Annotated in this window: 21 protein-coding genes and 1 other annotated feature; of the genes, 2 read left to right on the top strand and 19 right to left on the bottom strand. The window is 62.2% G+C overall.

Annotated elements, in window-relative coordinates; genetic code table 11:
* Window positions 1–41: 41 nt before the first annotated feature.
* The 7 genes from KOM00_RS09665 to KOM00_RS09635 form a co-directional block, all read right to left on the bottom strand.
* On the bottom strand, window positions 42–518 hold the full coding sequence (locus KOM00_RS09665; protein WP_216498708.1) for a cytochrome P460 family protein: 477 nt from the start codon (window positions 516–518) through the stop codon (window positions 42–44).
* A 114-nt stretch (window positions 519–632) separates the two neighbouring features.
* Window positions 633–1514: a carotenoid biosynthesis protein gene (locus KOM00_RS09660; RefSeq protein WP_216498707.1), complete on the bottom strand. Its 882-nt coding sequence runs from the start codon at window positions 1512–1514 to the stop codon at window positions 633–635.
* A 110-nt stretch (window positions 1515–1624) separates the two neighbouring features.
* Entirely contained in the window at window positions 1625–2695 is a 1071-nt protein-coding gene (locus KOM00_RS09655) for an MlaD family protein (protein WP_216498706.1), read from the bottom strand.
* A 34-nt stretch (window positions 2696–2729) separates the two neighbouring features.
* The gene (locus KOM00_RS09650; protein WP_216498705.1) at window positions 2730–3506 is read right to left on the bottom strand and encodes an MlaE family ABC transporter permease; all 777 of its coding nucleotides are present in this window, start codon (window positions 3504–3506) and stop codon (window positions 2730–2732) included.
* Complete coding sequence (locus KOM00_RS09645; RefSeq protein WP_216498704.1) at window positions 3503–5038, bottom strand: hypothetical protein; 1536 nt, start codon at window positions 5036–5038, stop codon at window positions 3503–3505. Before KOM00_RS09645 ends, KOM00_RS09650 begins: the two co-directional genes overlap by 4 nt.
* 279 nt (window positions 5039–5317) lie before the next feature.
* Window positions 5318–5845, bottom strand: coding sequence for a 3-isopropylmalate dehydratase small subunit (locus KOM00_RS09640; protein WP_216498703.1), 528 nt, complete (start codon window positions 5843–5845; stop codon window positions 5318–5320).
* Between the two features lie 112 nt (window positions 5846–5957).
* A complete protein-coding gene (locus KOM00_RS09635; protein WP_216498702.1) occupies window positions 5958–7241 on the bottom strand; it encodes a 3-isopropylmalate dehydratase large subunit in 1284 nt (427 codons plus the stop codon).
* A gap of 161 nt (window positions 7242–7402) precedes the next feature.
* Here KOM00_RS09635 and KOM00_RS09630 point away from each other — a divergent pair, with 161 nt between their 5' ends.
* Together KOM00_RS09630 and KOM00_RS09625 are read left to right on the top strand one after the other, a co-directional pair.
* Entirely contained in the window at window positions 7403–8431 is a 1029-nt protein-coding gene (locus KOM00_RS09630) for an LOG family protein (protein ID WP_216498701.1), read from the top strand.
* A gap of 220 nt (window positions 8432–8651) precedes the next feature.
* Complete coding sequence (locus KOM00_RS09625; RefSeq protein ID WP_129126359.1) at window positions 8652–8855, top strand: cold-shock protein; 204 nt, start codon at window positions 8652–8654, stop codon at window positions 8853–8855.
* Window positions 8856–9086: 231 nt separating this feature from the next.
* Here KOM00_RS09625 and KOM00_RS09620 read toward each other — a convergent pair whose 3' ends face one another.
* The 12 genes from KOM00_RS09620 to KOM00_RS09565 all read right to left on the bottom strand — a co-directional run bounded on the left by KOM00_RS09620 (window position 9087) and on the right by KOM00_RS09565 (window position 23475).
* A complete protein-coding gene (locus tag KOM00_RS09620; RefSeq protein ID WP_236026856.1) occupies window positions 9087–10922 on the bottom strand; it encodes an MXAN_6640 family putative metalloprotease in 1836 nt (611 codons plus the stop codon).
* Complete coding sequence (locus tag KOM00_RS09615; protein WP_216498700.1) at window positions 10922–11428, bottom strand: hypothetical protein; 507 nt, start codon at window positions 11426–11428, stop codon at window positions 10922–10924. The genes KOM00_RS09620 and KOM00_RS09615 overlap by 1 nt, the downstream gene beginning before the upstream one ends.
* Before the next feature lie 255 nt (window positions 11429–11683).
* Window positions 11684–13231 (bottom strand): 2-isopropylmalate synthase, encoded by a 1548-nt coding sequence (locus tag KOM00_RS09610; RefSeq protein ID WP_216498699.1) that lies wholly within the window; start codon window positions 13229–13231, stop codon window positions 11684–11686.
* A gap of 118 nt (window positions 13232–13349) precedes the next feature.
* Window positions 13350–13600 (bottom strand) — a binding site (T-box leader).
* 184 nt (window positions 13601–13784) lie between these two features.
* On the bottom strand, window positions 13785–14534 hold the full coding sequence (pssA, locus tag KOM00_RS09605; protein ID WP_216498769.1) for a CDP-diacylglycerol--serine O-phosphatidyltransferase: 750 nt from the start codon (window positions 14532–14534) through the stop codon (window positions 13785–13787).
* Window positions 14535–14566: 32 nt separating this feature from the next.
* Complete coding sequence (locus KOM00_RS09600; RefSeq protein ID WP_216498698.1) at window positions 14567–15226, bottom strand: phosphatidylserine decarboxylase family protein; 660 nt, start codon at window positions 15224–15226, stop codon at window positions 14567–14569.
* A 151-nt stretch (window positions 15227–15377) separates the two neighbouring features.
* Window positions 15378–15869: an acetolactate synthase small subunit gene (ilvN, locus tag KOM00_RS09595; RefSeq protein ID WP_199389755.1), complete on the bottom strand. Its 492-nt coding sequence runs from the start codon at window positions 15867–15869 to the stop codon at window positions 15378–15380.
* A 26-nt stretch (window positions 15870–15895) separates the two neighbouring features.
* Window positions 15896–17596 carry a biosynthetic-type acetolactate synthase large subunit gene (gene ilvB, locus KOM00_RS09590; RefSeq protein WP_216498697.1) on the bottom strand — a complete coding sequence of 567 codons (1701 nt, stop codon included), beginning with the start codon at window positions 17594–17596 and terminating at the stop codon, window positions 15896–15898.
* A 155-nt stretch (window positions 17597–17751) separates the two neighbouring features.
* Window positions 17752–19413 carry a dihydroxy-acid dehydratase gene (gene ilvD, locus KOM00_RS09585; RefSeq protein ID WP_216498696.1) on the bottom strand — a complete coding sequence of 554 codons (1662 nt, stop codon included), beginning with the start codon at window positions 19411–19413 and terminating at the stop codon, window positions 17752–17754.
* Between the two features lie 156 nt (window positions 19414–19569).
* Window positions 19570–20262, bottom strand: a complete 693-nt coding sequence (gene tsaB, locus KOM00_RS09580; RefSeq protein WP_216498695.1) for a tRNA (adenosine(37)-N6)-threonylcarbamoyltransferase complex dimerization subunit type 1 TsaB — start codon at window positions 20260–20262, stop codon at window positions 19570–19572.
* A 4-nt stretch (window positions 20263–20266) separates the two neighbouring features.
* Window positions 20267–21334 carry an RIP metalloprotease RseP gene (gene rseP, locus KOM00_RS09575; RefSeq protein WP_216498694.1) on the bottom strand — a complete coding sequence of 356 codons (1068 nt, stop codon included), beginning with the start codon at window positions 21332–21334 and terminating at the stop codon, window positions 20267–20269.
* Between the two features lie 82 nt (window positions 21335–21416).
* On the bottom strand, window positions 21417–22574 hold the full coding sequence (locus KOM00_RS09570; RefSeq protein WP_216498693.1) for a 1-deoxy-D-xylulose-5-phosphate reductoisomerase: 1158 nt from the start codon (window positions 22572–22574) through the stop codon (window positions 21417–21419).
* Window positions 22575–22686: 112 nt separating this feature from the next.
* The gene (locus KOM00_RS09565; RefSeq protein WP_216498768.1) at window positions 22687–23475 is read right to left on the bottom strand and encodes a phosphatidate cytidylyltransferase; all 789 of its coding nucleotides are present in this window, start codon (window positions 23473–23475) and stop codon (window positions 22687–22689) included.
* Window positions 23476–23491: the final 16 nt, after the last annotated feature.

The following is a 23491-nucleotide window of genomic DNA, read 5'->3' as shown; positions in this document are numbered from 1 at the left end:
TCCGGCAGGCGCTCTCCCCTCTTTCGCTGCTAAAGCGAAGGCTACTTGAAGTCGGGGTAACGGGAGAGGACGAAGCCTCTATCCTTGGCGTCCTTCTCGTGGCAGCCGAAGCAGTCCCGCTTGCCGTCGAGGCCGGAGGGCTTGCCGTCGGGGGTGAAGCCGACGAAACGCCAGCCGCCGGTCTCCTGCTGCTTCTTGTCCCGCTGCATCATCACGATCATGGTTTTCTTCCCCGGCACCTGCTTGCCCCCCTCTTCCTTGATGGAGTAGTTGACCGCGACGAAGCGGCTGCCGTCCGGGTAGTTGGCGCCGCCGGTCTTGTAGGTCGGCATCGCCTTCTTGTTCACGTAGATGTAGTGGATCCCGTAAAACATCGATTTCTTGTCGGTGATTACCCTGGCCTTGCTCTTTTCCCAGCTCTCGTAGTTCCTGGGAAGCGAGCCCTGATCGGCGGCGCAGGCCGCGCCGACGGCACTCAGCAAAGCCGCGAGGGTAAGGATGGATAACGTTTTTTTCATGTCAGGCCTCCGAAGACTGAATAGTTGGTCCTTGCGTGGGACGGGACGGGCGAATGATCATCGCCCTACTGGGATACCACAGCGCGTTGGCGCGTTCAAAGTCCGGGTTTGTTTTTATTTGTCAGTGACGCGTCCGGCGGCGCCAGAACCGGCCGGGGACCAGGGGTAATCGGCAAGATGGTCGGCAAGCTCGTCCTTGTGGTAGCGGTCCAGCCTCTGCCGGAAAAGCACCAGGGTCATCACCACCGGCAGCGTGAAGATGAAAACCCCGGTGAGCCCCATCAGGTTCTCCCCGATGTAGAAGGTGACCCCCAGGTTGAAGGCGATCACGCAGAGGTAGAGGAAGGGTCCGTACAGCGCGCGGTACGGTGCGGCACCTACCCCGGCGGGACGCCCCTTGCCTGAGCCGATCCGGTCGATCGACTGCAGGACCAGGACCAGCAGGGCGCTCACCAGCCACCAACCGAGGTAGTTGGACATAGGAATGCCGAAGTGGGTGCCCACCTCGCGGTAGCCGTAGATCCTCCCGAGGAACCACCGGCTTCCCTGCAGCGCCACGGGGTCGGTCACGATATCGAGGAACACCTGAAACAGCGAGCCGAGCAGCAGCACCGCGAAGGAACGCCTGAGCCGGCCGGTCTCGAGAAGGACCAGGTCCCCCTTGATCCGCTTGACCGGCGCCAGCACGAAAAGGGCGGTGGCGTAGCTGCAATAGGTCAGAAAGACGTAGGAAAGGGAGTCGAAGAAGGGAACGCCGGCGATCCAGAGCTCACGGTCCCGGGTCACGTCGACGTAGTAGTACCAGCCGTAGGGGAAGCCGTTGTTGATGGAGGAGAACTCCGAGGCGAAGGCGACCAGGTAGCCGCACACGGTGAACAGGATGGTCTTCTTCCACCCCAGGTGCAGAACCGCCGCAACCAGGTAGACCGCGAAAAAGGCGAAGACGTAGGGACGCATGATGACGGTCCCCACGGCTATATCGAGGATGTGGGTCATGCCGGGCAGGCCTCCAGTTAAACGGGTGCATACGCAAAGCAGGGGCGAACATGGTCCGCCCCTACCGCACCTCACGATCCCCCCTCCAGCCGGAGGGGGTCAGCTATCCATTAAAACAGGGTCCCCACGATGCTCCCAAGGACGGAGATGGGACCGGTGTCGCCCAACCCCTCCATGGCGCGCTCGGCCTTCTTCAGCGTGGCGGTGGTGTCGCGGTAGAGCTGGTCCTCGTTCACCAGTTTCCCGATGGTTCCCTGGCCGGAGTTGATCTTCTGGGTGATCTCCTTCACGTTCTTCGAGGCGTCGCGCAGTTCGGTGTAGAGGGAGTCGTCCTGCACCAGCTTGCCCAGCGTCCCTTCGCCGCGGTTGATCTTGGCGGTGATTTCCTTCACGTCCTTCATGCCGGCGTTGAGATCCTTGACCCCCGACCTGAGATCCTTGATCAGGGCGGAGGTATCGTTGTACACGGTCTCGTCGTTCACCAGCTTGCCCAGGGTCCCCTCCCCCTTCTCGATCTTGTTGGAGACCACCTTGAGGCTGCTGACCGCGCTGGAGGCGTCGTCGAAAAGCTTCCTGTCGTTCAGGAGCATGGCCAGCGATCCTTCGCCGCGGTCCATCTTGCCGGTGATGCTGCTGATGTTGGCGATCGAGTCCCTCAGGTTGCCGCGGTTCTCGTCCAGCATGCCCGACACCTTCTTCAGCACATCCTCCTGGTTCTTGTTCAGGTTGTTGATGAGGACTTTGGTGTCCTTCACCACGTCCGAGAGGTTGTCCACGATGATGTCGATGTTGGCGACATCCTTGCCGCGCACCGTCCCCCCTTCCGGCAGGAGCGCGGCGTTCGGCGACCCGAAAGAAAGCCCCAGGAACTGCCCCCCGAGGAGGTTGGTGAGCCTCAAGCCGGCAACGGTGTCCACCTTGATGCGGGTTTCCGGTTTCACCTCGAAGTCGATCTCGATCTTGTCGTTGAGTACGATGATCTTGGTGATCCGCCCGACGTCGACCCCCGCCAGGCGGACCGGGTCGCCCACCTTGAGACCGGTGATGCTGGTGAGGTAGGTCCGGTACATGATCTTCTTCTCGAAGGGGTTCCATTTCTCGCCCACCTCGAGCAGCACGCCCAGGATGATGAGACCGAACACGAAGAACATGCCGACCTTTTTCTCGACTGACAGAGCCATATATATCTACCTCCGGAACAAAAGCAAAAAAGTGCTACATAAGAAGCCTGGTCAGGACGTAATCCGCGACCAGGATCAGCATGAACGAGAGAACGACCGACCTGGTGGTGGACTGCCCGATCCCCCTGGCGCCCCCCGAGGTGGCGAAACCGACGTAGCAGCAGACCAGCGCGATGATGCCGCCGAACGCCATGGACTTGGTGAGGCCGATGCCGATCTCCTTCATCTTGAGCGCGGCGGTGAGGCTGTCGTAGTAGGTCGCGTAGGAGACGAAGATCTGCGGGTGCAGGTTGCTGATCAACGCGCCGCCGATGATGCCGATCAGGTCCGAGTAAAGGACCAGGGCCGGCACGCAGATGATGCAGGCGATGAAGCGCGGCATGGCGAGATAGCGGACCGGGTCGATGTCGAGCGTCTTGAGGGCGTCGATCTCCTCGTACACGGTCATGACACCCAGTTCGGCAGCCATGGCCGAACCGCAGCGCCCGGCTACCAGGAAACTGGTCATGACCGGCCCCAGTTCGCGCACCATGGAATGCCCGACGATGGCGCCGATGATGTTCTGGCCGCCGTACTTCTGCAGCTCGACGCCGGTCTGCAGTGCGAGCACCATCCCGACGAAGAAGGCCATGACCGAGGCGACGGGAAGGGTGTCCCAACCGATAATGGCCATCTGGGTAAGGATGCTCGGGATGTTGCGGGGCGCCTCGCGTATGAAGTACACGATCTTCCCCATGAGGATGGTCATCTCCCCCAGCACCTGGTAGAAGTAGAGCACCCTCTTGCCTAGCGGTTCGAAAACTTGGGTCACTTATCCCCCCATTTCACTCCGAAGGGGAGCCAGAAGAGGCTCAGCTCCTCCTGTCCGCCGTCGCGCTTCAGGCTGACCAGCCCCTTCAGAAATTTCAGCTCCCTCTCCTTGTCCGTGTTTTTGTAGGAGATGAACGGGAAGAGCTCGTAGGCGAGGTCGTCGCCGCGCCTCTCGTGCCAAAACAGGTTCCAGAACAGACTGGAGGTGGAGTTGCCGGCCTCGTCCCAGCGCCTTTGGTACATGCGCCACAAGGGCGCCCAATCCTTCTCGATCCCTTCCTTGTCAAGGATCGACTCGACGGGCGCGGGGAACGAGAAGGAGGAAACTCCGTCGCTGTTCTTACGATACAAGAACAGCGGCCACATGGTGGTGCGGCGCCGTTGGTTGCCGTCTTTGGGCCAGTACTCACGGTTATCGCGGTACAGGAAGAAGAGCACCCGGTCCTGGTCCTGGCCGAAGCTCTCCGATTTCAGCTCCTCGTGCCTGTACAACGGCCACAGATACCAGCTCTTCTCGCCGCCGGTAAAGGTCTCGTGCGAGTAGAACGGGAGGAAGCTGTCGCTGTTCTTCTTCTCGCCGCGTATCTTGGTGACGAAGGGCCAGAAGTAGTCGGTCTCCTCCTGCTTCTTGCCGCGATCCTCGGTGTAGCCGAAGAAAGGCCACAGGTAGCTGCGCGAGGTCTTCTTGGGCGAGTCCGTGGAGGCGTAAAGCGGGAAGATGAATTTCCTGTGCGTAGGGTTGTCCGTGTTAAGCCCGGTGCTCTCCGAAGTGTAGAAGGGCCAGAGCACGAAGCGCTTCTCGTACACCCCGGTCTTGTGCGACTGACCGTACAGCGGGAACACATCGAACCCGGACTCGTTCTCCCCCGAGGTGGTAGCGAAGAAAGGCCAGAGGTAATGCCTGGTCGTGGTACCCCTCTTCACGGTGCTTCCGTAAAGCGGGAACAGCACGAAGTGGTACTCGTCGCGCCAGAACCGGTCGTAGATATCCCCGTAGATCGGGAAGAAGGCACGGTAGCGCCCATGCCGCTCCGAGTCGCCCGAGATGTAGAACGGAAAGAGCATGGTCGAGCGTTCCCGTTCCGCGTCCGGTTCCTGTTTCGGGTAGCTCGAGGTCCTGAAGAGCTGCAGCACCTCGAAGTTGTCAGCCTCGGGGGTCTTCTCCTGCGTGGCGACCGGATAGAGGTAATAGGACGAGGAGGCCTGCTCCTTGGCGTGGTTGGTCCTGTAGAACAGCGGACGCAGGGCGATGTCCCTGTCCTCCCCGTTTTTCTGGTACTTGAACAGCGGACCGAGGATGGCGAGGTTGCTGAAGCGCTCCTTCGGGCTCTCGCGGTAGTCGATCAGGGGCCACAGGGTGAAGATGGTCCCTTTCTCATCGGCCTCCGGCTTCTGCTCCGGCTTCTGCTCCGGCTTCTGCTCCGGCTTCTGCACGGGTTGAGGCTCAGGCTGAGGCTGAGGCTCGGCGTGGGCCGCGGGTGACAGGAACAGCAGAGCCGAAAGTGCAGCTATGGACAGGGTAGAACGAGTCATGTACCTCTTACAAACCGTTATATATTGGGTTGGATTTTGGATAGTAACTGCTGCAATCAGGCATAGTCAATCAAAATATAGTCTGCCCGGGGCACAGGATTGGTTATACACCACCGCTCTCTGTAGAATCGACGCACCCTTGGGCTCCATTTCCAAGCCCTAGGCGAAAGTTATGCCACTTATCCAGGAAATGTCCAGCTCCCTAATGAAAAACAACGAGGCAGGAAACCTCTGTCTCCTGCCTCGTTGTATGATGTTGTGCTTTGATGTCGGGTCGAATCAGTACTTGCTGTCCGCGTAGTCGACCCAGCCGCCGGCGAGAACCAGCGCCTTATCGAAAGGAGAGATTTCGAACTGCATCGACTCCTCCCGACCGCCCCCCTTTATGGTGAGGGTGGAATTGGCGACGTCCACCTCGATGGCGGCGTCGGCGGCACCCGCGTAGCTGAAGAGCTGGTCGATCTTCTCCGGGGGGAGTTCGATGGCCGCCATGCCGCAGTTGAACATGTTCTGGCGGAAGATCCTGGCGAAGGACTGGGCGATGACCACGTTGATGCCGTTCACCTCGAAGACCCAGGGGGCGTGCTCGCGGGAGGAGCCGCAGCCGAAGTTGGCGCGGGTCACCACGGCGCCGGCGCCGTAGGTCCTTTCGCTCTTGGGGTCGAAGCCCGGGAGCTTGAGGTCCTCCAGGAGGTAGGGCTTCAGGTCTTCCTTGGTGATCTCGGTCAGGTACTTGGCCGGGATGATCTCGTCGGTGTTTATGTCGCTACGGTCCAGGAAAAGGGCCGGGCCGCCAAATTTTTTCATATCGGTCTCCTAGTCTAGCGGGGAGCTGCCCGCGTATTCGTTGTCAGCTGTCAATGGTCGCTGGTCAATTGGCGCGTTCGCCGTCAATTGTCAATTGTCCACTGTCAATTGCCTAGAGGTACTTGCGCGGGTCGGCAAGCTTCCCTTCGATGGCGGAGGCGGCGGCGGTCGCCGGCGAGAGGAGGTGCACCATCCCCCCCTTGCCCATCCTGCCCATGAAGTTGCGGTTGGTGGTGGAGGCGCAGACCTCCCCCTCGGCCAGGACGCCGTTGCTCATGCCGAGGCAGGCGCCGCAGGTCGGGTTGGTCACGCAGAAGCCGGCATCCATGAAGATCTGGATCAGCCCCTCGGCGACCGCGTCCTTGTAGATCTGCGGGGTAGCCGGGGAGAGGATGCCGCGCACGGTCGGGGCGATCTTCTTCCCCTTCAGGATCTGGGCGGCCACCCTCAGGTCCTCGAGGCGGCCGTTGGTGCAGGAGCCGAGGTAGACCTGGTCCACGGGGGCGCCGGCCATCTCGTCGATGCTCTTCACCTGGTCCGGCTTGTAGCCGAAGGTGCAAAGCGGGGTCAGGTCGGAGAGGTCGAGGTCGATCACCTTGTCGTACTCGGCGTCAGCGTCGGAGACCCACTTGCTGTACTCGGCGACTGCCGCTTCCTTGGAGGCGAAGGAGTCGGAGATGAAAGGCCAGAGGTACTCCACGGTGACCCGGTCGGGGGCGCAGATGCCGGAGGTGCCGCCCGCCTCGATGGCCATGTTGCACAGGGTCATCCTGGACTCCATGGTCATGGCGTCGACGATCGGACCGCCGAACTCGATGACCCGGTCGGTGGCCCCGTTCACGGTGAGCTCGCCGATGACGCGCAGGATGGCGTCCTTGGCGTAGACCCCTTTGGGGAGTGTGCCGTTCAGGTTGATCCTGATGGTCTTGGGTTCGCGGAAGGCGCAGACCCCCTTCAGTATCCCCACCTCGAGGTCGGTGGTGCCGACGCCGGCGGCGAAGGCGCCGAAGGCGCCGTGGGTGCAGGTGTGCGAGTCACCCATGATCACGGTGTTGCCGGGACGGATGAACCCCTTCTCCGGGAACAGGGCGTGGCAGACGCCGTTGGCGCCGATGTCGAAGAAGTCCTTGATGTCGTGGCGCCGCGCCCAGTCCCTGAGCATCTTCGCCTGGGTGGCGGTCTTTGAGTCCTTGCTCGGGGTCACGTGGTCGATGACGGCCTTGATCTTGGTGTTGTCGAACACCCGGTCCTTGCCGCGCGCCATGAGGTCCGCGATGGCGATCGGGGTGGTGATCTCGTGGCACATCACCACGTCGATGCCGAGCACCTTGGTTCCTGCAAAAGGCTCATCAACCAGATGGGCCGCGAATATCTTTTGAGCCGTAGTCATACCCATAAATTGCGCTTCCTTTTAACGGTTGGAATGGTTTTTCACAGGTGCCAAGATAATAAAATAACAGCAACAAATCAAACTAATAATTGTTCAATGTTATTAAACATTTGCCTGTAGATATACCCGTGCTATAATGGCCCCCTCAATTCAACAGGGAGCCCGGTATGCAACTTCGTTTCAACAGAACAAACAATGAAATCGACCAAATGATCGATGCACTGATGGAGAAGGCCGGAGGGGTGCACCACCCCGAGCAGACGCGCGAGATGATCATCGCCGCGCTCAAGGCTGGACAGGACACCAGCTACCTGGCAGACCTGAAGCTTTTGAGCAACACCATGAAGGAGATGCGCTACACGACCACCGTGTTCGCCCCCTACCGCCAGAAGAAGAAGGTGACCATCTTCGGCTCGGCCCGCACCCTCCCCGAGGAGCCGATGTACAAGAAGTGCATCCAGTTCAGCCGGCTCCTGGCCGACAAAGGGTACATGATCATCACCGGCGGCGGTGGCGGGATCATGCAGGCGGGCAACGAAGGCGCCGGGAGCGAGGCGTCCTTCGCCGCCAACATCAAGCTCCCCTTCGAGCAGAGCGCCAACCCGATCATGCTGAAGAACCCCAGGCTGATCACCTACAAGTACTTCTTCAACCGCAAGGTCGCCTTCGTAAAGGAATCCGACGCCATCGCCGTCTTCCCGGGAGGGTTCGGGACGCTGGACGAGGCGATGGAGGTCTTCACGCTGGTTCAAACCGGAAAGACATCGCCCAAACCGCTGGTTCTGGTGGACGACGAGGAGGGATACTGGGAGCACTTCTTCCGTTTCATCAAGGAGCGGCTGCTGGTTATGGGCTTCATCTCGGCCGAGGACTTCTCCATCTTCACCATCACCAAGAGCTACGAGGAAGCGGTACAGGTCATCGACGACTTCTACACCAACTATCATTCTATTCGCTTCGTCAACGGCGAGCTGATCATCCGTCTCAACAAGATTCTTTCCGCGGAGCAGATCGAGATGCTGGAAAACGAGTTCCCCGAATTGAGAATGGAAGGGAGCCGCATCGAGCTCATTAGTGCCCGCCCCGAGGAGGCAGACGAGCCGGATCTCCTTGATCTGCCGCGCATCGCCTTCCGCTTCCACCACCAGCACTACGGGCTTCTCATCGCCTTCATTAGGAGGTTAAACACCTTTTAGTAGAGACGCTTAGAAAAAAGCGTTTTGTAAATATTTTCTTGACAAGGTTATTACACGATGTTAATTTTTATTCCAGCAGCTAGTTCTGGAAGTTTGCCGCGCCGAAAAGCCAAAGGGTTACCGCCACTTTGTGCCATTTCCAGCCCAAGAACCTTCCGGAAATTGCAGCATCAAACGTAGATCCGGCAGAGTCCCGGAGGTTAGAAAAGGAGGCAGGAAAATGGCACAGGGCAAAGTTAAATGGTTCAACGACGCGAAAGGATTCGGCTTCATCGAGCAGGAGAACGGCGAGGACGTGTTCGTGCACTTCTCCGCAATCACCGGGGAAGGCTTCAAGTCCCTGGCTGAAGGGGAGGCGGTCTCCTTTGACGTGACCAACGGGCCGAAGGGTCTGCAGGCTGCCAACGTCAAGAAGCTGGGCTAAGATCTAGCCTCGAGCGTCAAAGGGCCCCGCCGGGATTCCGGCGGGGCCTTTTTTTATTGTCACACCCGGCACTCCTGTAAACTCTACGGCCTTGCACGAGGCGCACGATGCCTCCCTGCTGCGCACACAAGACCTGTAGGGGCGAATAATCATTCGCCCGCCTCTTCACAATAACAACACACCATATGTCCCCCCCTCGCCCTTCGGGAAAGGGCGGGGCTGAGGGCGAACTCAGGCCGCAGCAGCCTCCCGCGCCCTCCCCTTCAGGTAAAGTACGCCCCAACGCAGGGACGCCGCCAGCACCAACAGCAGCAGCGCCAGCGCCGCCGCCGGGTGCTCGACCGCGAAGATCAGCGGCAGCAGCAGGCAGCGCACACCGCTCCTCATCCACCCGTGCCGGCTGATGACGTCCGCGATCGGCGGGCTCAGCCGGTAATACGCCGACACGAAGAGACGTCCGGGAGCGTTGGTCATGAGGTACCGGTCGCGGAAGGCCCGCAGTTCCGCCACCTTGGGATGCAGGTAGCTGCCGTAGGCCGCCGTCGCGATGAAGCACCCTCCCCCGCCGCCACCTCCGCCGCTGCTCACCTTGGGCTCGGTGGGGGTCGAAGGAGTGCCGTCGGTGCTGAAACTCACCTGGTGATTGTCGACGTCGGTGGTGTTGGCAACCACCAGCACCACCTCGTCCGTCGCCGGGTTCAGAGATCCGAATCCCGTGATGGTGTATGAGGTTCCGCCACTGTTGGCCGCAATCTCGCTTACCGTGCCGCCGCTTCTCTTCAGCACCGCCACCTGCGCACCGCTGGTTTTGGCAACGGTGAGGGTGAGGTCTGCCACGCCGGCCGACGGGACGAACCTGTGAAAGGCGAAGGTGTAATGCGGCATGGTGACGACCTGGGAAGGAACCGGGTAGCTCGAATAGCTGGCGGCGATGGTCGCAGCCGGAATCCTGTTGAGGTCGGCGGGGTGGCTGGACCAGCTCCTGGCGTAGACCCGTTGGGCAAAGCCGACGAAATCGGTGGCCAGCGAACTACCGTACGAACCGACCAGCACCGAATTTATCACCGGCGGCATCTGCACGTCACCGGCGGCGGTCTTCGGGTTGCTGCTCGGACTGAGAGTGCCGAGCTTTTCCCAGATGGAGCGGACCACGGAGGTGGTCTGAGTGTCGTGCATCTCGGTCAGGAAGCGGTTGAAAATCCAGCGGCCGTACTCCGAGCCGCCGTTGAGACCGGCGTTGAGCGAGATAGTGGCGGCAAGGGGCACGTAATCGGTCAGGTAGCTGTAGCACTGGTTGACGGAATCGTAGACCTGGTCTTCCATCCAGGTGGAGGTGGCCTCGCCGTACCAGATGTCGAAGTAGTAGTTGTAGCCGAATTGGATGGCGTGGTTGAATTCGTGCGCCGCGGTGATCTGCAGCATCTGGTCCGGGGTGTAGAGACCGTTGACGGTGAACATCGGGTCCGTGAACGCCTTGTCGATCTCGATGGAGCTCCCCACGGAGAGATTCGGAGCGGTGGGAGCGCCGTCGTCGCTTGTGAAGCCGTAAGCCCCCTGGGGGATGAGGTCGAGCAGGTAGACGTCGTACCGCGAGCTCACCGGGGGGGGGCGGTACCCCATGGTGGTGACCTCGGCGGCGTAGACCTCCTCGAAGACGGCGGCCACGCGCTCCACGTGGTCAGGCACGCCATCGGCGTCCGCATCGGTCAGGTCAGGGGCGTCGGCGCCCGTGGTGGTGTAATGGACGGTAAAGTGAGCTGAACTGTAGCTCGGCGACGAGGTCGGAGAGGTCTGCCCCGAGAGGGTCGGCCTCCCCACATATTTGGCCAGCGTCTTCTGGGTGGCCGGCTGCAGGGAAGTGAAATCCCGTTTAAGGCTGCGGTATAAATCGGTGCGGCAGCGTTCCGCGTGTTGGCCCTGGAGTCCGACCACGCTCTCCAGCGCCTTGGCCAGCTGTGCCTGCTGGCCGAACTTGGAGAGGTAGTAGTCGTCAAGCGACGCGGCGGAGGCGATTGCCGGGAAGAGAAGTGATAAGCAGAGCGCACGCACAGATCTGAGTTTTGCCACTAGTCCACCATCCTTTTCCCCACGCGCAGTGGGATAAAACTGATTTTGCCGTTTTCCACATTGACCTCGACTTTCTGGTTCCCGACCCGGTAGCTGCCGGCGGGAAGGGGCGTTACGAAGTAACCCTCACTGTCGGTTTGCGCCGGGCTCGCCGGCTTCTCGCCAGCCCAGACCGGGACCTCCAGCATGGGGACGGGATGGTACCCTCCTGCCGGTTTCAGCTTTCCCCCGTAGGACTGCACGTAGCAGATGCCGACCAGCGCACCCGTCCCTTCGGGCAGTTTCATTTCCTTGATCCGCTCTTCCCTGGTTTCGACCACCGGAAGGAACCCATCCCTTACGGCCACAAAGGGTGACAGCGGCGCAGGCCTGCCAGGGACGAAGGCAGTACCGTTGAAATAGAAGAAGGACCAAAGCTCTGCCGGCCTCTTGGCAAAGCCGTGCGCAGCCAGACAGGTCAGGGCTAAAGTCAGAGCGACGAGGCAAAAGCGAAGGCCACTGGACATGTTTTTCACCTTGTTATGGATCGGACGGTGCCGCAAAAGTTTTAGAGAAATGAACTGTAACATTACACATGTAGAAAAACAATCACAGTAAAAAAATGTAAAGAACCGGCGAGCCGGGCAATCTCCTCTCAGGCAATTTCAGCACAGTCGATCAAGCCGTCATCGCCGACAGGGCGAAGCGGAGAAACAAAAGCCCCGCACTCACAGCTTCAAACTGCAAGAGCGGGGCTTCCTGTTCCCTATGGGGAGGTTGGCTTAGAGAGACTCTACGTCGCGGTCGGTCGCGAAGTAGAGACGGTTGAGGGCGTCGATGTAGGCCTTGGCCGACGCCTCGATGATGTCGGTGGAGGAACCGCGGCCGACGACGGGGGTGCGCTCCCCTTCGGTGATGCGCACGGTGACCTCACCAAGCGCATCGGTGCCGCCGGTGATGGAGCCCACGTTGTACTGCAAGAGCTGCGCGTCGCGCTTGGCGAGTTTCTTGATCGCCTTCAGCGTCGCGTCGACCGGGCCGTCGCCCAGTTCGGCGGTCCGCACCTGCATGCCGTCGATCTCCATCTGCACGGTCGCGGTGGCGACGGCGAAGGAGCCGCAGGTCACGGTGATGTGGGAGAGCTTGTACTTCTCGTCGATCTTCTTGGTCTGGTCGGCGACGATGGTATCCAGGTCCTCGTCGTAGACCTCCTTTTTCAGGTCGGCGAGGGCCTTGAAGCGGGTGAAGGCCTTGTTCAACGCGTCCTCGTCCAGCTCGTGTCCCAGCTCCTCGAGTCTCTTCTTGAAGGCGTGGCGGCCGGAGTGCTTGCCGAGCACCAGGGCGCTCGCCTTGAGGCCGACCGACTCCGGGGTCATGATCTCGTAGGTCGACTTGTCCATCAGCATGCCGTGCTGGTGGATCCCCGCCTCGTGGGCGAAGGCGTTGGCGCCGACGATGGCCTTGTTCTGCTGTACCGCGATCCCGGTCACCTGGGTCAGGAGCCGGCTGGCCGGGGTGAGCTGTTCGGTGACCACGTTGGTCTTGAAGGGGAGGATGTCGCCGCGGGTCCGGATGGCCATGACGAACTCCTCAAGGGAGCAGTTGCCGGCACGCTCGCCGATGCCGTTGATGGTACACTCGACCTGCCCCGCGCCCGCCTGGACGGCGGCGATGGAGTTGGCCACCGAGAGCCCGAGGTCGTTGTGGCAGTGCACCGAGATGACGGCGTCGTCGATGTTCTTCACGTTGTCCTTCAGGTACTTGATGATGTTGAAGTACTCGAAGGGGATGGTGTAACCGACGGTGTCGGGGATGTTGACCACGGTGGCGCCCGCGTCGATGACGGCGCCCACCACCTCGGCCAGAAACTTGAGATCGGTGCGGACCGCGTCTTCGCAGGAGAACTCCACGTTCCCCGTGTAGGAGCGTGCCCTTTTCACCCCTTTCACCGCCGCCTCCAGCACCTGGGCCGGGGTCATCTGCAGCTTGTACTTCATGTGGATGTCGGAGGTGGCGATGAAGGTGTGGATGCGTCCCTTCTCCTCGGCGTACTTAAGGGCCTCCCAGGCGCGATCGATGTCCTTGAAACCGGCGCGGCAAAGGCCGGCGATCTCCGGCCCCTTGATGGTCTGGGCCACCTTTTTCACCGCCTCAAAATCCCCTTCCGAGGCGATCGGGAAACCCGCCTCGATGACGTCGACGTTCAGTTTCTGGAGCTGCTTGGCGAGGCGAAGTTTCTCCTCGATGTTCATGCTGGCGCCCGGGGACTGCTCCCCGTCTCTGAGCGTGGTGTCAAAGATCTTGATGGTCTTCGGTTCCGTGTTGTTCACTTGCGCTTCCCCCTTGTGTGGTTGTACTGCCTCGTTAGCCTACCCTCCCCCGCCTGCTAATTAAAACAGACGGGGTGGTAAAAACCAGCAGGCCGAAATAAAAAAAGCCTCCGCCCCAGTAAGGGGCGAAGGCTTTTGAAAGCTTCCGCGGTACCACCCTCATTCATCCGTCAACGACGGACCTCTTGCGCCCTTTACGCGGGCCAACGACCACGGCTACTACCGGCGGTTCCCGTTTCAGAAATAGAACGACCGTTGTTCACCGTGACGGCTCCAAGGCGAGTTCACCTGCTTCCTCACCGGTTTGCACCAACCACCGGCTCTCTGTAGGGGAAGGGAAAGGCTACTACTCCTCATCACTGCCTTTAGTTTCGGGAGATAATAGAAAAGGCGCCGACGGCTGTCAAGCGCTTTTTGTTTTATTTTCGTGCAGCCGCTACTAAAACGGCGTTGTCGCTATGACAACGCCGTCATCTTTTGAGCCGACGAAACCGCAATTTGATGTCCCGGCACGAAGTCCGGTTTTGCGTAGAACGTAGAACGCAGAACCTGACTAGTGGTTCTTCTTCACCTCGTGGCCGCGGTTTATGGCGCGCTCCAGGCGGCGCCGGCGCGGGTAGGTGATCACGAAGCCGATGGGACCGGAGAGGATGTAGCAGATGAAGATGGTGAAGAGCATGATCACCGGCTCCGCCGCGATCACGATCAGCAGCAGTATCGCGAGCACCAGGATGGCGAAGGGCTGCCGCTTGATGAGGCTCGGGTCCTTGAACGAGTAGTACCTCACGTTGGAGACCATGAGCAGTGCCAGGAAGTAGATCAGCACCAGTATGGCGAGCTTGTTGTAGGAGGCGGGCCACCCCATGTGGTAGAAGAAGAGGACCGTGGCGGATACCATGCTGGCCGCAGCCGGCGTCGGAAGGCCGACGAAACGCTTGCTCTCCACCGTCTCCACCTGGACGTTGAAACGCGCGAGCCTGAGCGCCGCGCAGGCGAGGAACAGGAATCCGGCCAGCCACCCCAGTCGCCCGAAGGGCTTCAAGGCCCAGCAGTACATGAGAAGCCCCGGCGCGGCACCGAAGGAAACCACGTCGGCAAGCGAGTCGAACTCAACGCCGAACTTGCTGGCGGTCCCGGTCAGGCGCGCCACCTTGCCGTCCAGACCGTCGAAGATGGAGGAGGCAAGGATCCACAGGGCCGCGGTCCGGTAATCGCCGTTCACGGTGGAGACCATGCAGTAAAAGCCGGCGAACAGGCTCCCGGCGGTGAACAGGTTGGGGAGGACGTAGATCCCCTTGCGCATCCCTTCCCTTTCTACTTTCGGTTTCTCTTCGCTCACGGCAGTATCCCCAGTACGGTTTCACCGGCAACGGTTTTCTGTCCCATGACCACGTCGATGCGGGTGCCAAGCGGCAGGTACACGTCGAGCCGCGAGCCGAAGCGGATCAGGCCGTAGCGGCGCCCGCGGGTCAACAGGTCTCCGACCTTGGCGTAGCAGACGATGCGCCGCGCGATCAGGCCCGCCACCTGGACCACCACCATCCTGAGACCGTTTTCGGTCTCCAGCACCAATCCCTGCTGCTCGTTCTCGAAGCTGGCGCGCTCGTCGCGCACGTCGTAGAACTTGCCCTTGGTGTAGAAGGCGTCGGCCACCTTCGCCGTGATCGGGGCGCGGTTCACGTGCACGTTGAAGACGGACATGAAGATGCTGATCTTCTCCATCTCGGCGCCGGTATGGGGCTCGGTCACCTTGCCGAGGAAGATCACCTCGCCGTCGGCGGGAGCCACCACCACGTTTTCACCGGCGGGGGTGCTGCGCTCGGGGTTTCTGAAGAAGAAGACGGAGAACAGGGCGAGCAGCACGAAGAGCGCCGCAAGGATGAAAAAGCCGAAATGCAGGAACTGACCGAGCAGCGCCAGCAGTGCCGCGACTGCGGCGAAACCGGCAATGAAGGGGTACCCCTCGACTGCGACCGGGGTATGTGTGTTGCGCATCTAGTACCTCTTGTTGAGTAGTCGTGCGGGAACAGCGGGAGCCGGGGAGGCTCCGGGCGGAACCGGGACAGAAAAAGGCCGTTTCCGGGCCCCTGCGCACCAAAGCGGGAGTATAGCCCGAAAACGGCCTTTCATGCAATAAAAGAAGCTACTACCCCTTCCAGGCCTTGGCCCCCCGCCCGATCACGACGGGGCCGGTGCTGACCAGTTCCTTGAGTCCCAGGGGGCGCAAAAGTTCCACCATGGCGCTCACCTTGGCGGGAGCCCCGGTAGCCTCCAGGGTGTAGGATTTCGGGGTCACGTCGATGACCTTGGCGCGGAAGATGTCCGCGATCCTCAGCACCTCGGCGCGGCTTTGCTCCTCCGCGGAGACCTTCACCAGCACCATCTCGCGCTCGATGGCGTGCTCAGGTTCGAAGTCGATCACCTTGATCACGTCGATCAGCTTGTTGAGCTGCTTGGTGATCTGCTCGATGATCTGCTCGTCGCCGCGGGTCACCAGGGTGATGCGGGAGAGGGCCTCGTCGTTGGTGGGGGCCACGGTGAGCGAATCTATGTTGAAGCCGCGCCCGGAAAAAAGTCCGACCACGCGGGAGAGAACGCCGAACTCGTTCTCGACCAGAACAGCAATGGTATGTCTCATGTTAACCTCCTAGGGCAATTGGCAAATTAGCTGGCAAGCACCATCTCGGTCAGCGAAGCGCCGGCCGGGACCATCGGCAGCACCTTCTCCTCGCGTGCGACCTTGAACTCCATCAGGACGGGCCCGTTGGTTGCGAACCCTTTCTTGATGACCTCGTCCACCTGCTCCACCTTGGTGGCCTGCAGGCCGGTGGCCCCGAAGGCCTCGGCGAGCTTTATGAAGTCGATGGGGAGTTCCATGCAGGTCGAGGAGTAGCGCTTGTCGAAGAAAAGCTCCTGCCACTGGCGTACCATGCCCAGGAAGTTGTTGTTGAGGATGACTATCTTTACGTTGAGACGGTTCTGCACGATGGTGGCGAGTTCCTGCATGTTCATCTGGAAACCGCCGTCGCCGCAGACCACAATGACCTGGCGCTCGGGGAAGCCAGCCTGCGCTCCCATGGCGGCGGGGAGGCCGAAGCCCATGGTGCCGAGGCCGCCGGAGGAAAGGAGCGTCCTCGGGGCGGTGAAGCCGAAGAACTGCGCGGTCCACATCTGGTGCTGGCCGACGTCGGTGGCCACGATGGCGTCCGGGTCGGAAAGGGCGCGCAGCCTCTGGATCACGTACTGCGGCTTGATCACGGTGCTGGACTGCTTGTAGGTCATCGGGTGCTTGGTCTTCCACTCGTCGATCTCGGCGATCCAGGGGGCGAGCGCGGCCTGGCAGGCCTTGGCGTCCGGCCCGATCTCGTCGGCCACCTTCAGCATCTTGGCGAGGACGTCGCGCACGTCCCCCACGATCGGGAGGTCGACGCGGACGTTCTTCTTGATCGAGGTCGGGTCGACGTCGACGTGGACGATCTTGGCGTGGGGCGCAAACGAGGCGATCTTGCCGGTGACGCGGTCGTCGAACCGGGCGCCGATGGCGATCAGCACGTCGCAGTGAGAGACGGCCATGTTGGCGTAGTAGGTGCCGTGCATCCCCAAGAGCCCCAGGGAGTTCGGGTCGTTCTCCGGATAGGAGCCAAGGCCCATCAGGGTGGTGGTGACCGGTATCCCGAGGCGCTTGGCGACCGCGACCATCTCGGCGGAGGCGTTGCCGAGGATGACGCCGCCACCCACGTAGATCACCGGCTTCTTCGCCTGCATGATCATGGCGACCGCCTTCTCGATCTGCTTTGGGTGACCTTCGACGGTCGGCTTGTAGCCGCGGATCTCGACGCTGTCGGGGTAGTGGAACTCGGTCTGGGCGATCTGGACGTCCTTGGGGAGGTCGACCACGACCGGGCCGGGGCGGCCGGTGCGGGCGATGTAGAACGCCTTCTTCATGATGGTGGCGAGGTCTTTGACGTCCTTCACCAGGAAGTTGTGCTTGGTGCAGGGACGGGTGATGCCGATGATGTCGGCTTCCTGGAAGGCGTCGTTGCCGATCAGCGCGGTGGGCACCTGCCCGGTGATGATCACCATCGGGATGGAGTCCATGTAGGCGGTGGCGATGCCGGTGATGGTGTTCGTGGCGCCGGGCCCCGAAGTGGCGATGGCGACGCCGACCTTGCCGGTCGCGCGTGCGTAGCCGTCGGCGGCGTGGACCCCGGCCTGCTCGTGCCTGGGCAGGATGTGCCTGATCTCCTTGAACGAGAAGAGCTCGTCGTAGAGGTTGATAACGGTCCCACCGGGATAGCCGAAGATCGTGTCGACCCCCTCCCGTTTGAGACACTCCAAAAGGATGCGTGCTCCGTTCAGCTTCATGTATTACCCCCATGCCGCGGCAGAAACCTGCCGCTATTGATCGATCCCGCGCTCGGTAAGCGCCGGATCACTAGTAATGAAGACTTCCCCTGAGGCCGACCCTCCCCGGTGAAAGGAGGGCCTCCCTCTGCCCCTTGGTAAAGGGGGTCGGGGTTTTATTCAGCGGTGGTGATGGCGCCGGTGTGGGCGGAAGTGACCACCTTCGCATAGCGGGCGAGCCAGCCCTTCTTGATCTTCGGCTCGGGCGCGACCCAGCGGGCACGCCGGCTGGCCAGCTCCTCGTCGCTCACCAGGAGCTTCAGGGAACGGGACGGGATGTCGAGTTCGATCTTGTCGCCGTCTTCGACCAGGGCGATGGGACCGCCCACGGCCGCCTCCGGGGAGATGTGACCGATGCAGGGACCGCGGGTGCCGCCGGAGAAGCGGCCGTCGGTGATGAGCGCCACGGAATCGCCGAGGCCGAGCCCCATGATGGCCGCGGTCGGGGCAAGCATCTCCCTCATGCCGGGCCCACCCTTGGGACCTTCGTAGCGGATCACCACCACGTCGCCGCTCTTGATCTGGCCGTTCATGATGGCGGCCATGGCGATGTCTTCCGAGTCGAAGCAGCGGGCGGTGCCGGTGAACTGCATCATCTTCTCGCCCACGCCGGACTGCTTGACCACGGCGCCTTCCGGGGCGATGTTGCCGAAGAGGACGGCGATGCCACCCTCTTTCTTGACCGGCGCGTCCACGGAGCGGATCACGGAGTCGTCCACCCCTTTCAGGCTCGCCGCGATCTCCTTGGTGGAGAGCCCCATAAGGGTCGGGCAGTCGTGGATCCTGTCGCCCAGCTGCTTCATGACGCCGGCCACGCCGCCTGCGGCGTCGAGGTCCTCCATGAAGTGCTCCCCCGCCGGGTTCATGGAGGCGATCTGCGGGGTCGTTTTGGAGAGGATGTCGAAGGTCTCAAGCGGCAGTTCCACACCCGCCTCGTGCGCGATGGCGAGGAGGTGCAGCACGGTGTTCGAGGAGCCCCCAAGCGCCAGGTCAACGCGGATCGCGTTCTCGAACGCCTCGCGGGTCATGATGGAGCGCGGGGTGATGTTTTGGCGCACGAGGTCCACGATGCGCTCGCCGGAGGCGAAGGCGATGCGGCGCTTGAGCGCGGAGACCGCGAGTGCCGTGCCGCAGCGCGGCAGGCTCATCCCCATGGTCTCGGTGAGGATGGCCATGGTGTTGGCGGTGAAGAGCCCCTGGCAGGAGCCCATGCCGGGGCAGGCGTTCTCCTCGCAGCGGGCGAGCTCCTGGTCGTCGATGACGCCTGCCTTGTAGCGGGCCATCGCCTCGAAGGTGTCGGTTACGAAGGAGTATTTCCTCCCCGCGTCGCCGCGGCCGCTCATCATGGGACCGGCGGTGACCACGATGCAGGGGATGTCCAGGCGGGCCGCCGCCATCAGCATGCCCGGGGTGATCTTGTCGCAGTTGGTGAGGAGCACCAGGCCGTCCAGGCGGTGCGCCTCGGCCACGGACTCGACCATGTCGGCGATCAGCTCGCGGGTGGGGAGCGAGTAGTGCATCCCCTTGTGCCCCATGGAGATGCCGTCGCAGACGCCGGGGATGCCGAAGAAGAAGGAGTAGCCGCCGCCGGTGTGGACCCCCTTCTCGATGAAGCGCTCGAGATCACGCATCCCCACGTGCCCCGGGATGAGATCGGTGAAGCTGGTGGCGATGCCGATGAAGGGTTTCCCCATCTCGCTTTGCGGCAGGCCGGTTCCTTTCAAAAGGGCGCGGTGCGGGGTGCGCTCCAGCCCTTGGGTGATCATGTCGCTACGCATGCATTTCTCCCTGACGCCGGCGGGGAACCCTGTTCAGGTTCGCCAAACCGGCTGTTGGTCTTACCAAAAGCTCAATAGTTGAAAGCAGTTACCGGGAACGGTAGGAATGGACACGATAATACATTAAAACCAAGCTGTCAACCGGCTAAAACGGCGTTAAAGAGAGTCGCGCTTTCTCTTGGCGATCTCCGCCTCGGAGGCGCGCAGGTAGGTGGGGTTCAACTGGGCAAGCGGGGTGAACTTCCCCTCGCGGGCGGTTTCGCGCGCGATGACCGCGCCGGCGCTGGCGCGCGGCAGGTTGGTGTGCCAGGGAGGGAAGATGGCGAGCTCTCCCAGGGTGTCCCGGATCAGGTCGCAGTAGCGGAGCGCGCCGTCGCCGACGAAGATGGTGGGTTCCCTGACCAGGGCCAGGAAGTCAGCGGGGGAAAGCACGGCGTCAGCGACCACCGCGTCGGGAAGGGCGCCGCAGCGGTACAGCGCGCCGTAGACCTCCCCCTTCCTGGCGTCGAACAGGGGGGCGACCTGCGCGGAGCTGTAGGGAAGGTTCATGGCGAGCATGGCGAGGGAGGAAAAGCCGACCACCGGCTTGCCGGTGGCGAGGGCGAGCCCCTTTACCGTGGCGATGCCGACGCGCACGCCGGTGAAGGAGCCGGGGCCCAGGGAAACGGCGAGGCAGTCGAGCCCCTCGGGGGCGAGCCGGGCGGCCCGCAGGAGACCCGAGATGGAGTCCATGAGGCGCCCCGAGTTGCTGCGGTCCTCCCCAAGGAGGCACTCGCCGAGGAGCGTCGCGTCGTCGCTGAGCGAGACCGAGGAGCAGTTGCTGGAGGTATCGACGGTGAGTATCTTCAAGGAGTTACGCCTTGCTCGCGATCATGCGCGCGATGTCGTTGTAGAAGGCCAGCATCATCAGGCTGATCAGGAGCACGAGCCCCACCTGCTGCGCGATCTCGCGGGTCCTCTTGCTGAGCGGCCTTCCGGTCACAAGCTCGATGAAGAAGAAGGCCAGGTGCCCCCCGTCCAGGATCGGCACCGGCAAGAGGTTCAGCACGCCCAGGTTCACCGACAAGAGCGCCACGAAGGCGAGGAAGCTCACCCCCCCGGCCGCCGCCTGCTCCCCGGCCATCTTGACGATCATGATCGGGCCGCCGATGTTGTCCAAGGGGATCGCGCGCTCCACGAGGCGCACCAGGGAGAGCACGGTCAGTTCGATCACGTTCCAGCACTGGGTGCTTCCCTTGACGATCGCCTCGCCGGGAGGGAAATGGTCGACGACGGTCTCGCCGGCGGCGACCACGCCGATGACGGGATGGGTCACCGATTCGCCCAGGAGGTTCTTGCTGGTGCGCCGTTCGGGGACCATGGTGAACTTCAGGAGCGACTTGCCGCGCTGCACCTCAACCTGCACCGGGGCGGCGTTCCCCTCCACGATGATCCTGGCGAACTCGTCCCAGCGGGTCACCGCCCTGCCGTTCACGCTCCTTATGGCATCGCCGGTCAGGATCCCGGCGCGGGCGGCCGGCTTGTCCGGGAGCACCTCGCCCACCTTGGTGGTGACGGCGGGGACGCCCAGGAACATGTAGATGACGACGAAGATGACGTAGGCGAAAAGGAGGTTGAAGACCGGGCCGGCGGCGACGATGAGGATGCGCTGCAGCACCGGCTTGTCGGCGAAGGAGCGCTTGCGGTCCTCCTCGGTGAGCTCGACCTCCTCCCCCTCCCCAACCATCTTGACGTACCCCCCAAGCGGCAGCGCGGAGAGCAGGTACTCGGTCTCGCCCACCTGCTTGCTGTACACCTTGGGACCGAACCCCAGGGAGAACTTCTCGACCCCGACCTTGAAGGCCTTGGCGAACAGGAAGTGCCCGAGCTCATGTATGAAAATCAGCGCCCCGAGGGCTATGATGGCGAAAATTATGCTCATGTGGTCCCCTCTAAAGTGTGCCCGGGGGCACGCCGGCGCCTCGCCACTGCGGCGTTAAGGCGGCGGACGAGGCGGTAAAAGGTTAGTTGGTGCAGCCGAGGAGCTCCCTGGCGGTCCTTCTTCCCCAGCGATCGGCTTCCAGCACCTCTTCGATGGAGTACAGGGACCGGGGGGTGTGCAGCTCCATCACCCTGGCGATGGTCTCGGAGATGGCCATGAAGCCGATCCTGCCGGACAGGAAGTTCTCCACGGCGATCTCGTTGGCCGCGTTCATGACGGCCGGCATGCTTTCTCCCGCCTGAACCGCGTCGTAGGCGAGCTTCAGCGCCGGGAAACGGTCGGTGTCCGGCTTCAGGAAGGTGAGCCCCGAAAGCTCGGTGAGATCGAGCGGCTTCACCCCTGAGGCGACGCGCCCGGGATAGGTGAGGGCGTAGGCGATCGGTCCCTTCATGTCGGGCACCCCGAGCTGCGCCATGACGCTGCCGTCGATGTACTCGACCATGGAGTGGACGATGCTCTGGGGATGGATGTTCACCGCGATCCGCTCCACCGGGATGTCGAAGAGCCAGCGCGCCTCGATCACCTCCAGCCCCTTGTTCATCATGCTGGCGGAGTCCACGGTGATCTTCTTCCCCATGCTCCAGTTCGGGTGGTTCAGCGCATCCGCCACCGTGGCGCAGGCGAGCTTCTCCTTGCCCCAGTTGAGAAAGGGCCCACCCGACGCGGTAAGGATCACGCGGTGGATGTCCTGGCTGCGGTGGCCGGCCATGGACTGGAACACCGCACAGTGCTCGCTGTCGACCGGGTAGAGGCGGACGTCCTTCTCCCGCACCATCCTCATGATCAGGTGCCCCGCCGTGACCAGGGTCTCCTTGTTGGCCAGCGCCACGTCCTTGCCGGCCATGATGGCCGCCGCGGTGGGAACGAGTCCCGCGGCCCCCACGATGGCAGCCACCACCATGGTGGTCTCTGCGGCGGTCGCGGCCGCGATGAGCCCTTCCACGCCGTGCATGATCTCGGGTTTTTTACCACGCAGCGAACGGCTGAGAGCCTTGGCCTTGTCGGCGCAGAGCACAGAGACGAGGTCGGGCTGGAAGGTTTCGATCTGCTCTTTCAAAAGCTCCAGGTTGGATCCCGCGGTGAGCGCCACCACGCGGAACTTGTCCCGGTGGGCGGCAACGACCTCGAGAGTGCTTGCCCCGATCGATCCTGTCGAGCCCAAAATGGTAAGATTTTTCATTTTCCCTCGCAGATGCCTCAAGTCAAGTGGCGCGGCAGGCTAACTAACGGATTTTTTTGCCGAGTTTGCCGGCGGGTTGCACCGGAAAAAAGTACGGACGCAGCGGCCGTGCCTAAAACAGGAAACTGGCGTAATAGTAAGCTGCCGGCGCCGCGAACAAAATCGAATCCAGCCGGTCCAGGACGCCTCCGTGGCCGGGGATGATGGAGCCGGAATCCTTCACGCCGCAGCTCCGCTTGATCAGCGACTCGAACAGGTCGCCCAACTGTCCCAGCGTGCCCAGAAGGAGCGCGGCGGCGAAACAGTCGCCCAGGGCAAGCTCGGGGAAGAAGGTGAACTTGGCGATGAGGGCGCCGATGACGCTCCCGGAAAGCCCCCCGATCGCCCCCTCCACGCTCTTCTTGGGGCTCACCGCGGGGTAGAGGCGGTGCTTCCCCAGGGAGGAGCCGACGTAGTAGGCGGCGCTGTCACCCGCCATGACGATCACCATGATAAGGAAGAGCCAGGAGACGCCGTTGGGGAGCGAACGGACCAGCACCAGGTGCGCCAGCAGAAGCGGCACGTAGAGAAAGCCCATCAGCACAAGGGCGACGTCGGGTGCGGCCTGCTTGACGTCCTGGAGCCTGAAAAGGGCGACCAGGGTGAAGGCCAGCACCAGGGCGGTGAGCGTGAAAAGCGGCAGTACCGGGTTCGTGGAGAAGACGGCGAACACGGCGCAGGCCCCTGCGACCGTGGCGACCCTCCCCTCCCCCCGGCGCTGCGGCAGCGCCATGCGGTAGAACTCGTCCAGCCCCAGAAGGGCCAGCAGGAACACCAGCAGCGAGAACTGGAACACCGACGCCTTCAGGATGAAAACAATCACGAGGGGCAGCAGGACCGCTGCGGTGGCTAGTCGTTTGATGGCGGACTCCTTCGGG

Origin of the sequence: Geomonas diazotrophica (genome assembly GCF_018919385.1) — a bacterium.
Taxonomy (GTDB): domain Bacteria; phylum Desulfobacterota; class Desulfuromonadia; order Geobacterales; family Geobacteraceae; genus Geomonas; species Geomonas diazotrophica.
Note: the sequence above shows the minus strand (reverse complement) of the source record. Positions and strands in the feature narration are given on the sequence as shown.

Bases quoted from the DNA above. Each gene is read 5' to 3' on its own strand.
- ilvD (WP_216498696.1), bottom strand. From the start codon at position 19,413: ATGCGTAGCGACATGATCACCCAAGGGCTGGAGCGCACCCCGCACCGC.
- pssA (WP_216498769.1), bottom strand. From the start codon at position 14,534: ATGCGCAAGGGGATCTACGTCCTCCCCAACCTGTTCACCGCCGGGAGC.
- KOM00_RS09625 (WP_129126359.1), top strand. From the start codon at position 8,652: ATGGCACAGGGCAAAGTTAAATGGTTCAACGACGCGAAAGGATTCGGC.
- KOM00_RS09600 (WP_216498698.1), bottom strand. From the start codon at position 15,226: ATGCGCAACACACATACCCCGGTCGCAGTCGAGGGGTACCCCTTCATT.
- KOM00_RS09635 (WP_216498702.1), bottom strand. From the start codon at position 7,241: ATGGGTATGACTACGGCTCAAAAGATATTCGCGGCCCATCTGGTTGAT.
- KOM00_RS09660 (WP_216498707.1), bottom strand. From the start codon at position 1,514: ATGACCCACATCCTCGATATAGCCGTGGGGACCGTCATCATGCGTCCC.
- ilvN (WP_199389755.1), bottom strand. From the start codon at position 15,869: ATGAGACATACCATTGCTGTTCTGGTCGAGAACGAGTTCGGCGTTCTC.
- rseP (WP_216498694.1), bottom strand. From the start codon at position 21,334: ATGAGCATAATTTTCGCCATCATAGCCCTCGGGGCGCTGATTTTCATA.
- KOM00_RS09570 (WP_216498693.1), bottom strand. From the start codon at position 22,574: ATGAAAAATCTTACCATTTTGGGCTCGACAGGATCGATCGGGGCAAGC.
- KOM00_RS09645 (WP_216498704.1), bottom strand. From the start codon at position 5,038: ATGACTCGTTCTACCCTGTCCATAGCTGCACTTTCGGCTCTGCTGTTC.
- KOM00_RS09665 (WP_216498708.1), bottom strand. From the start codon at position 518: ATGAAAAAAACGTTATCCATCCTTACCCTCGCGGCTTTGCTGAGTGCC.
- ilvB (WP_216498697.1), bottom strand. From the start codon at position 17,596: ATGAAGCTGAACGGAGCACGCATCCTTTTGGAGTGTCTCAAACGGGAG.
- KOM00_RS09630 (WP_216498701.1), top strand. From the start codon at position 7,403: ATGCAACTTCGTTTCAACAGAACAAACAATGAAATCGACCAAATGATC.
- KOM00_RS09615 (WP_216498700.1), bottom strand. From the start codon at position 11,428: ATGTCCAGTGGCCTTCGCTTTTGCCTCGTCGCTCTGACTTTAGCCCTG.
- KOM00_RS09640 (WP_216498703.1), bottom strand. From the start codon at position 5,845: ATGAAAAAATTTGGCGGCCCGGCCCTTTTCCTGGACCGTAGCGACATA.
- KOM00_RS09655 (WP_216498706.1), bottom strand. From the start codon at position 2,695: ATGGCTCTGTCAGTCGAGAAAAAGGTCGGCATGTTCTTCGTGTTCGGT.